The organism is Yoonia sp. (assembly GCF_017854565.1).
Classification (GTDB): domain Bacteria; phylum Pseudomonadota; class Alphaproteobacteria; order Rhodobacterales; family Rhodobacteraceae; genus Yoonia.
Map to the genome: position 1 here is coordinate 1 of NZ_JAFMHJ010000067.1, position 9,504 is coordinate 9,504.

A 9,504-nucleotide genomic window follows, 5' to 3' on the forward strand; every position below is an offset into this window, starting at 1 on the left:
GCTTTCTTCCATTCTCGCGAAAGGATCGCACCATTAAACCGTGGGATCAAAGAGCCAAGGCGGTGGCAGACACGGACGAAATGCCAAACGGTACCGCGCAGATTTAGGACCTAGCCGCGCCAACTGCGAATTGGACCACAGTCCATATGAACGAAGTTCGACCCACTGTAACGACCGACACCGCCTGCGCGGCACGAAATTGCAGCACTGGCCATTTGCGCCGTTGTTCTGCCCTGCAAACGCAGATCAGCGGCCTGTCCGCGCATGTGCAGCGAGTTGCGGGCAACGCCTGAAGACTGTTGACGCAGCATCGCGTTGGTTTGGGGGGACCGATAGCCAGACAACAGCAAATAGGGCTCATTAATGTCCATCAGATTGCTCGATGCAGACATAATGTCGATGGTCCGCAGATCCATCTGGACAGCCTCGCTCGTACGCCAGTCCCGCATGAACATGTTAATTTCGCGGACTGCTTCGGCAATATATTCGCCTTCGATCCAATATACCGTGTCGACACGTTCACCCGTGCGACCCGAAAACATTGAAATCCGCCGTATGTCGCCTGCGCCTCGCAAGAAGCCTGCAGCACTTGCAAACGATGGTGCCGCCGCCACAGCTGTCGCAGCAAATGCACCAAGTAGCCCACGTCGGGTCATACCCGAGGAGTTGATTTTTCCCATATCTTTTGTGCCTGTCCCGTCGCTCAATCACTCCGCTATGTCGCGGATTTTTGTCATCATGCCCCCAGATGCGATTTTTTTATGGCATATTTCGAATCGTTGACCAAGAGGTGTTTACCCGGTCTGTGGTTAACGCATCGGAAATCGGCGAAATATCGCGCAGGGTTGTTTTTGGGGCCGTTTTGATGGCGGCACTATGGCAACACAAACGGTCGGTGAGGGGACATCGCCAGTTTGTGAATAGACTTGCCAAGGAGATAGATATTTTAGTGCCGTTAATGATGTACTTACACTAAAATAGCACAACAAGTTGAGCGGGAATGGATATTTATGCGTTTTGAGACTTCGCCGACCCAAACACGGACAGCCCGGCTTTGTGGGATTATTGCACTTCTGCTTTTGATGTTTGGTGCCGCGACGCAGGCGCGAGCACAAGTCACCGAATTCCGGCAGGCCGTTGCTCAGGCGGCGGTTGAAGACAATGATCTGGCTGCTTTTTACAGGGCGCGAAACTATGAAGGTATTTGGAGCGCCAGCGGTGACCGGCGCCGTCGTAATGCACTTTTGGAGGCATTCGCGGCCGCTGGTGATCATGGCCTGCCGGTTGACCGATACAACGCGCAAGCACTCATCGCGCAGCTGCAAAATGCTGACACACCCGCCTTGCAGGGTCAGGCCGAGGTGGCGCTGAGCCACCTGTTTCTACAGTATGCGCGCGACGTTCAGACCGGAATTCTGGTGCCAGCGCGCGTTGATAGCAATATCAAACGGGAAGTTCCGTATAGATCGCGACTTGCGACGATCCAAACATTTGTACAGTCCGATCCCGTCGGATTTTTGCGTGCACTTCCCCCCAGTTCACACGAGTACATCCGCTTGATGCGGGAAAAATTCCTAATGGAGCGCCTGCTGGCACAGAGTGGTTGGGGCCCCACAGTCGCTGCAAACAAGATTGAAGCTGGGGACACTGGTGCGCAAGTCGTCGCACTTCGTAACCGTTTGATAGCGATGGGTTTTCTGGATCGCACAAATACGCAGTCCTACGATGCCGTAATCGCTGCCGCAGTCCAACGTTTTCAACAAGCCCATGGGCTAGCCATCGACGGAACTGCCGGGCCCAGCACGCTGCGAGAGCTGAATATTGCGCCTGAGCGCCGTTTGCAGTCTATTATCGTCGCGATGGAGAGGGAGCGCTGGATTAACCGACCTCGAGGTCAACGCCACATTTGGGTAAACCTCACTGACTTTACGGCCAAAATTATTGACAGTGGCATTGTCACATTTTCCACCCGATCGGTTGTCGGTGCAAATCAAGACGATCGCCAAAGCCCCGAGTTTTCCGATGTGATGGAATTCATGGTCATCAACCCAAGCTGGTATGTCCCGCGTTCGATTATTACGAAGGAATATTTGCCCCAGCTTCAGCAAAACCCCAACGCTGTGCGAAACTTGTTGATCACTGACAGCCGCGGGCGCGTGGTGAGCAGAGAAACTGCGGATTTCAGTCAATACACCGCCGCAACCTTCCCGTTTTCAATGCGTGAACCACCAAGCCAGGGCAACGCGCTGGGGCTGGTGAAGTTCATGTTCCCCAATCGTTACAATATTTATCTGCATGATACGCCCGCCAAGAGCCTGTTTGGCCGCGAAGTCAGGGCGTTCAGTCACGGATGCATCCGTTTAAACGATCCGTTTGACTTTGCTTATGCGCTGCTTGGTGCGCAAATGTCTGACCCGCAAGCCTTTTTCCAACGGCAGCTGCGAACCGGGATTGAGCAACGCGTTAACCTAAACACACCGCTGCCTGTACATATTGTCTATCGGACCGCTTTTACACAGGCCGAGGGACAAATGCAGTATCGGCGTGACGTCTACGGGCGCGATGGCCAAATCTGGAATGCGCTTGCGCGGGAAGGGGTGGCAGTCCGCGCCATTCGGGGGTAAATCTGTTCTCGGATTATTATCCGGGGGCATGATGGCACATTCAGTCAAAGACATTGCAGCAGCGATTGGGGCGCAAGCCGTTGGCGCAGTTGATATTTTGGTCGATGGTGTCGCAGAGCCAGCCGCAGCTGGCCCTCGTCATCTTGCCCTGGCTATGACGCCGGCATACGGTGCCGCATTGGCCGCAGGTCAGGCGCGCGCGGCTGTCGTCTGGGCCGATGCGGACTGGCAAGCATTGGGCCTGGAAGCGGCAATTATTGCACCACGGGCACGTTTGGCGATGGCTGGGCTGACGCAGATGATGGATCGTCCGTTAGACGGGGCAGGGATCAGCGAATTTGCTTTGGTTCACCCGTCTTCCCAGATTGAGGCAGGCGTTGTTATCGGTCCCTTCACTGTCATTGGCGCAGATGCGGTGATTGGCACCCGCACATGGATTGCCGATCATGTCAGTATTGCAGCGGGCGTGCATGTTGGGATTGATTGTCAGATCCACGCAGGCGTTCGGCTGCAACGCGGCGTAAAACTGGGTGCCCGTGTGGTATTGCAGCCCAATGTTGTGATTGGTGGTGATGGGTTTTCGTTTGTGACGACGACCCCTTCGAATGTCGAGCGGGCGCGCGAGACGCTGGGCAATGCGCCGCTGGCCGAGCCGGACGATCCGACGTGGCATAAAATTCATTCACTGGGTGGTGTCGCTATTTGCGATGATGTCGAAATTGGTGCCAATTCGACGGTCGATGCGGGCACGATCCGGCCAACGCGTGTTGGCAGCGGGACCAAGATGGATAATTTGGTGCAGGTCGGTCATAATGTCGTCATCGGCACCGATTGCCTACTTTGTGCGCAAGCAGGTGTTGCGGGGTCCACCGTCATTGGTGATCGCGTCGTCGTCGGCGGAAAGGCCGGCGTTGCGGATAATTTGACAGTTGGCAGTGATGTGGTGCTGGCTGGCGGGTCGGTTGTGTTGTCGAATGTGCCCGCAGGGCGCGTGATGATGGGGTATCCGGCGACCAAAATGCAGACCCATATCGACAGCTATAAGGCGCTGCGCCGCTTGCCACGCTTCTTACGTGATTTGCGAAAGAGTTAATAAGTTGTTTCACAACAATGTCAGTGTGAACAAATATAATCCCGAATGAGGCAGCCCGAAAAGATGATCATCAAGGACCAGATTATTGCGATCATTGCCGAACAGGCGATGCTGGAACCATCAGACGTGACGATGGAAAGCACATTGGGTGAGTTGGGGATTGATAGTCTTGGGCTTGTCGAGAGTATTTTTGCGATCGAGGAGACCTTTGACATCAGCGTGCCCTTCAATGCCAACGACCCCGGCGACAGCGATTTTGATATTTCGTCGGTGGCTACGATCATTGCGGCCGTCGAGAAACTCAAAACGGAGCAAGGTAAATAAATGCGCCGAGTGGTGATCACTGGGGCGGGCACGATAAACCCGCTGGGCGCGAATGTCGCCGCAACACTCGAGGCCATGCGAGAAGGGCATTGCGGCATCGGCCCGCTGGACATCCGGGATGTAGATCGCCTGTCGATCCAGATTGGTGGTCAGATCAAGGACTATGAAGAGACGACGTATTTCAACCGTCAGCAAATCGCGCTGTACGACCGTTTCACGCAATTTACCCTTCTGGCTGCGCGCGAAGCTGTGGGCCAGTCGGGGCTCACGTTTTCGGGTGAATTGGCGGACCGTTCAGGGGTGGTGTTGGGCACGTCTGGAGGCGGGCTGAACACCCAGGACGAAAATTACCGCGCCGTCTATGAGGCGGGCAAAAATAGGGTCCATCCGTTTATCGTACCAAAGCTGATGAACAATGCCGCCGCCAGCCATGTGTCGATGGAGTGGAACCTGCGTGGCCCGTCGTTTACCGTGGCGACAGCCTGCGCATCTTCCAACCACGCCATGGGACAGGCGTTTAATATGGTCCGCTGCGGGATGGCGACCGTGATGATCACTGGCGGGTCCGAGGCGATGTTATGTTTCGGCGGGATCAAGGCCTGGGAAGGGCTTCGTGTGATGTCCAAGGATGCGTGCCGTCCATTTTCCGCGACCCGCAACGGCATGGTGCAGGGCGAAGGCGCGGGCGTTTTCGTGTTCGAGGATTACGACCATGCCACGGCGCGCGGCGCTGAAATTCTTTGCGAGGTGATTGGTTTTGCGATGACGTCGGATGCCTCTGATATCGTGATGCCGTCGAAACAAGGTGCTGCCCGGGCAATCGCGGGGGCGATTGCAGACGCGAAACTGCCCCGCGACGCGGTTGGTTATATCAATGCGCATGGGACCGGAACGGCCGCAAATGACAAGACAGAATGTGCCGCTGTTGCGGATGTTTTCGGTGCCCATGCAGACCGATTGATGATCTCATCCACTAAGTCAATGCATGGTCACCTGATCGGTGGGACTGGTGCGGTTGAATTGCTTGCCTGCATCATGGCGCTGCGCGACGGCGTCATTGCGCCGACAATCGGCTATGAAGAACCTGATCCTGAATGTGCGCTTGATGTAGTACCCAATGTGGCACGCGATGCAAAAGTCGACGTCGCACTTTCCAATGCATTCGCTTTTGGGGGTTTGAATGCCGTGCTGGCGTTGCGAAAGCATTAGCAAAAGGTTGCGCGATCCGGTGGTCGCGCAACCTTTGTGACGGTGACGTCAATTCGGAATTACAACACCTTCGAACCCGGCGGTGAAGCCTGAAAGCGATAAATTAAGTAATACTTCTTCGGTTGGTGCGGCCGCTGGAACAAGACGGACAGTTGCCGCCGATCCCGCCTTGAACTGCTCAACTTCGGCTTGGGTAAACCCAAGGCGGGCGACGCAGCCAGCGGCATTGCAGAAGGTGAACGGATACCGGCGCGCTTCGCCTTCGTCGACTGTCAGCATCAACTGTTGCGTCAGCAGGGTCTCAAGCGGCACAACCACCGTGGCACCCGCCGCGGCGCGGGACCCTTCTGGCAGGCGGAAAAGATTGAATTCGGCAACAGCAGCGCCGTTTTCGTCGGTCAAAAGTTGATAGAGATTGCAGGGGTCATTGCGCCCCTCTGCCGCCTTGACGCAGCGCATTGCCCAATCACCGAATGTTTGCAGGACATAGGGCTGGCCAACTTGTGGACCAACAGGTTCGCCCAGATCCAGATCTGCGGCAGGATCTGCTGCTTGGTTTTGGGTCGGTTCTGCTGTCGTGGTATCGGTTTCCTGTGCGAAAGCGCTGCTGCCTTGGGCCAGCAGGGCAGCAATGAAAAACGATTTGAGGGTATTGCGCATGTATTTTATCCTTAGCTGTCTTTTGCACGTGGCTTAACATGTGTTTGGCGGGCTGTCAGGGCGAAAAGGGTCGTGTTGAGCAGGCTTCCGCTGAGCGGCGCGCATGGTCAGCGGCCAAATAAAAAGGGTCCCCAAAAGGACCCTTTTACGTTTTCTCCCTGTCGGACTTGGCCGACTATTTGTCGTAAAAAATACGCAAAACGCAGGCGTCCGTCAACTGCAAATAATAGTCGGATACCGTTACTTTCCGGTTCTATAAACAAAAAACCGTGCCCGAAGGCACGGCAAGTGTAACGGGGGGAAAGTGTGCCCATGCGCGTCATCGTTGCGGTGGGGCGTGCTTTGGACTGGCATGGAAGTATTAAGAATGTATCTTGCCAGGCAAGAATGATGCATGAAAGAGCGCTGAAATGGCAGACAACATTTTTATTGGCGGCGGCGGTGACGGATATACGGCCCCGCAAGTCCTTCTATTGGACAAATCAAATCGCCATGGGCTGGTGGCTGGGGCGACGGGTACCGGCAAGACCGTGACCCTGCAAATCATGGCTGAAGGGTTTTCTGCCGCTGGCGTGCCGGTCTTCCTATCCGACGTAAAAGGTGATTTGTCGGGGCTTGCCGTGTCGGGTTCTGCTGATTTTAAACTGCATGATGCTTTCATGACGCGCGCCGAGACCATTGGTCTTGATCTGCAGTACGGCAGCTTTCCGGTCACGTTCTGGGATTTATTCGGTCAGCAGGGCCATCCGATCCGCGCAACCGTGGCGGAGATGGGGCCGCTGTTGCTGTCGCGGCTGATGGAACTGACCGATGTGCAGGAAGGTGTGCTGAATGTCGCGTTCCGGGTCGCGGATGAAAGCAGCCTGCCATTGCTGGACTTGAAGGATCTGCAGGCTTTGCTGGTCTGGGTCGGTCAAAACGCCAAAGATCTGTCGCTGCGCTATGGCAATGTGGCGTCTTCGTCGATCGGGGCGATCCAGCGGCAACTGCTGGTCCTTGAAAATCAAGGTGGAGCGGCGCTTTTTGGTGAGCCGGCGCTGGAATTGGCCGACATGATGCGTGTCAAAGACGGGCGGGGCGAGATTAACATCCTGGCCGCTGATCAGCTAATGGGGTCGCCGCGTCTTTATGCGACGTTCCTTTTGTGGCTGTTGTCAGAGCTGTTTGAAGAACTGCCCGAGGTCGGCAACCCCGATAAACCCAAACTGGTGTTCTTCTTTGACGAGGCGCATCTTTTGTTCGACGACGCGCCCAAAGCCTTGGTCGATAAGGTCGAGCAGGTCGCACGGCTGATCCGGTCCAAAGGGGTCGGGGTTTATTTCGTCACGCAGAACCCCGGTGACATTCCCGATGATGTGCTGGGCCAATTGGGCAACCGTGTTCAGCATGCGTTGCGCGCATTTACGGCCAAGGATCGCAAGGAATTGAAAGCAGCGGCCGAGACGTACCGCGACAATCCGGCATTTGACACCAGCACGGCTATCCAGGAAGTCGGCACAGGCGAGGCCGTCACTTCGTTCCTGAACGGCAAGGGGATTCCGATGGTTGTGGAACGGACCTTGATCCGGCCGCCATCGTCACAGCTTGGCCCCATTGATGCCATTGTGCGCAAGGCAATCATGCAGGCGTCGGACATGGCTGGCAAATACGACACGCCGCTAGACCGCGAAAGTGCCTTTGAAATATTGGCCGAACGGGCCAGCGAAGCCGCCAAGGCGGCAGCTGCGGTGGCGGTCGAAGAAGACGCGTTGGAGGAAAAGGAGCGCGCGTTCAAAGCCGGTCGTCGGTACGATGGCCGCGGCACGACTGGCCGCGCGACATCGCGAAACACGCCCGGTGGTGGCTTTGGCGGCGCGCTGGCCTCTGTCGTCGTGGCGGAATTAAAGGGCACCACGGGCCGGCGGTTGGTCCGCGGTATTTTGGGCAGTTTGTTTAAGGGGCGCTGAATGACAGGCGCCCCTGACAGCGGGGTTTAATCGCCCAATGCGATGCCTTCACGCCGTGGATCGGCGCCGCCGGTCAGCGTCTTGCCAATGCCAATCGCATGCAGGCCGGAATTGAGGCGGCGCACGCTAACTTGATAACCCAGCGCCGTGAGGGGCGCTTCCAGCGCGACGCCGTCGCTGTCTTTTTCAATGTCATAGGTGCCAAAACGGTTTACCAGATGTGGGGTAGTGACGGCCTGCTGGACGTCCATACCCCAGTCGATGTGGGCGATAATAGCTTGGGCGACATAACCGATGATCCGACTACACCCCGGGCTGCCGAACACCAAGGAGGGGGTGCCGTCATGCATGACGATTGTAGGCGCCATTGATGACCGAGGCCGTTTGCCCGGTTCGATCCGGTTGGCAATGGGGTAGCCATCGGCGTGCGTGGCAAACGAAAAGTCGGTGAGTTCGTTGTTGAGGAGAAACCCCCTGACAAACAGACGTGAGCCGAAGCCATTTTCAATAGTCGTCGTCATGGAGAGTGCATTGCCGGCGCTGTCGACAATGGAAATATGGGACGTAGAAGGCAGTTCTATGCTGACATCATCGCCCAACAGCATTGCGTGATCCCATGTGGGGCGGCCCGGTCCGACCTCAGGCAAGGCATCGTCCCCTTGCAGCAACGCGGCGCGTTCTGCCAGATAGGCCGGATCAACAAGACCCATCGTTGGCATCGGGACAAAATCGCTGTCGGCCATGTACCGGCCCCGGTCTGCAAACGCCAGGCGGGATGCATCGCCCATCAAACGCCATGTGTCTGCGGCATTTGGATCGGATATGTCGTACGCGTTCAGCATCCCAAGGATATGTCCGACGGTCAGCGCGCCCGATGATGGCGGGCCCATCCCGCAGACGTCAAAGGTCCGGTAGGGTACACAGACGGGATCGCGTTCGATCACGTCATAAAGCGCAAGATCGAGCGTGGATAACACGCCGGGATTTCCCGGCGCGGTGCGGACAGTGGTCACGATATCTTGGGCAATTGGACCTGTGTAAAATGCAGCGGTGCCATGCGCTGCGATCTGGCGCAATGTGTCGGCGTAGACTGGGTTTTGCAGCATATCGCCCGCAGCCAATGCGGTCCCACCGGGAAAGAAATATGCAGCTGTCGCAGGAAAACGGCGCAGGCGTTCATCATCGCCCGCAATGGATTCTGCCATCCGGGGCGAGACCATGAAACCGTTTTCGGCCATCCCGATAGCCGGTTCAAGAAGCGTAGACCAATTGGTGCGCCCCCAGCGGCGGTGCGCCTCTTCCATCAGCTTGGGGGTGCCGGGGGTCCCGACCGACAGGCCACCGACCACAGCATCGAAAAAGCTGAGCGGTTCGCCATTGTCATCCTGAAACAGCGTCGGCCTTGCCGCAAGCGGAGCGGTTTCGCGCCCGTCAAGCGTGGTCATGGTCCCCGTGGCTGTATCATACCAGACCAAAAATGCACCACCGCCCAAACCGGATGATTGCGGCTCGACCAGACCTAAAACAGTTTGCACGGCGATCATCGCATCGGCGGCAGTGCCGCCATTGGCCAGAACATCGGCGCCTGCTTGAACGAGCTATGCGGGAATTTGGGTGATGGCGTGATTTGAAGGGCGGCGTATCGTGG

7 protein-coding genes and 1 pseudogene are annotated in these 9,504 nt (G+C 56.7%); 5 read left to right on the forward strand and 3 right to left on the reverse strand.

Annotated features, from left to right (window positions below; genetic code table 11):
• Positions 1–110: 110 nt before the first annotated feature.
• Positions 111–680: a DUF882 domain-containing protein gene (locus QZ196_RS16255; RefSeq protein WP_296428313.1), complete on the reverse strand. Its 570-nt coding sequence runs from the start codon at positions 678–680 to the stop codon at positions 111–113.
• Between the two features lie 402 nt (positions 681–1,082).
• Here QZ196_RS16255 and QZ196_RS16260 point away from each other — a divergent pair, with 402 nt between their 5' ends.
• From QZ196_RS16260 to QZ196_RS16275, 4 genes are all read left to right on the forward strand, one after another.
• Positions 1,083–2,624, forward strand: a complete 1,542-nt coding sequence (locus tag QZ196_RS16260; protein WP_296428315.1) for a L,D-transpeptidase family protein — start codon at positions 1,083–1,085, stop codon at positions 2,622–2,624.
• Positions 2,625–2,655: 31 nt separating this feature from the next.
• The gene (gene lpxD / locus QZ196_RS16265) at positions 2,656–3,717 is read left to right on the forward strand and encodes a UDP-3-O-(3-hydroxymyristoyl)glucosamine N-acyltransferase (RefSeq protein ID WP_296428317.1); all 1,062 of its coding nucleotides are present in this window, start codon (positions 2,656–2,658) and stop codon (positions 3,715–3,717) included.
• Between the two features lie 63 nt (positions 3,718–3,780).
• Positions 3,781–4,041, forward strand: coding sequence for a phosphopantetheine-binding protein (locus QZ196_RS16270; protein ID WP_296428324.1), 261 nt, complete (start codon positions 3,781–3,783; stop codon positions 4,039–4,041).
• Positions 4,042–5,250, forward strand: a complete 1,209-nt coding sequence (locus QZ196_RS16275; RefSeq protein ID WP_296428319.1) for a beta-ketoacyl-[acyl-carrier-protein] synthase family protein — start codon at positions 4,042–4,044, stop codon at positions 5,248–5,250.
• Positions 5,251–5,298: 48 nt separating this feature from the next.
• Here the strand turns inward: QZ196_RS16275 and QZ196_RS16280 are convergent, their stop codons facing one another.
• Positions 5,299–5,910, reverse strand: coding sequence for an invasion associated locus B family protein (locus tag QZ196_RS16280; protein ID WP_296428321.1), 612 nt, complete (start codon positions 5,908–5,910; stop codon positions 5,299–5,301).
• 410 nt (positions 5,911–6,320) lie between these two features.
• Here QZ196_RS16280 and QZ196_RS16285 point away from each other — a divergent pair, with 410 nt between their 5' ends.
• The gene (locus tag QZ196_RS16285) at positions 6,321–7,856 is read left to right on the forward strand and encodes a helicase HerA-like domain-containing protein (RefSeq protein ID WP_296428323.1); all 1,536 of its coding nucleotides are present in this window, start codon (positions 6,321–6,323) and stop codon (positions 7,854–7,856) included.
• A 26-nt stretch (positions 7,857–7,882) separates the two neighbouring features.
• On the opposite strand, the pseudogene ggt reads toward QZ196_RS16285, so the two are convergent.
• Positions 7,883–9,451, reverse strand: a pseudogene (gene ggt / locus QZ196_RS16290) (gamma-glutamyltransferase); the annotation flags it as partial.
• Between the last annotated feature and the right edge of the window lie 53 nt (positions 9,452–9,504).

Excerpts from the sequence above, each read along its gene's own strand:
- QZ196_RS16255 (WP_296428313.1), bottom strand. The coding sequence starts at position 680 with ATGGGAAAAATCAACTCCTCGGGTATGACCCGACGTGGGCTACTTGGT.
- QZ196_RS16260 (WP_296428315.1), top strand. The coding sequence starts at position 1,083 with ATGTTTGGTGCCGCGACGCAGGCGCGAGCACAAGTCACCGAATTCCGG.
- lpxD (WP_296428317.1), top strand. The coding sequence starts at position 2,656 with ATGGCACATTCAGTCAAAGACATTGCAGCAGCGATTGGGGCGCAAGCC.
- QZ196_RS16270 (WP_296428324.1), top strand. The coding sequence starts at position 3,781 with ATGATCATCAAGGACCAGATTATTGCGATCATTGCCGAACAGGCGATG.
- QZ196_RS16275 (WP_296428319.1), top strand. The coding sequence starts at position 4,042 with ATGCGCCGAGTGGTGATCACTGGGGCGGGCACGATAAACCCGCTGGGC.
- QZ196_RS16280 (WP_296428321.1), bottom strand. The coding sequence starts at position 5,910 with ATGCGCAATACCCTCAAATCGTTTTTCATTGCTGCCCTGCTGGCCCAA.
- QZ196_RS16285 (WP_296428323.1), top strand. The coding sequence starts at position 6,321 with ATGGCAGACAACATTTTTATTGGCGGCGGCGGTGACGGATATACGGCC.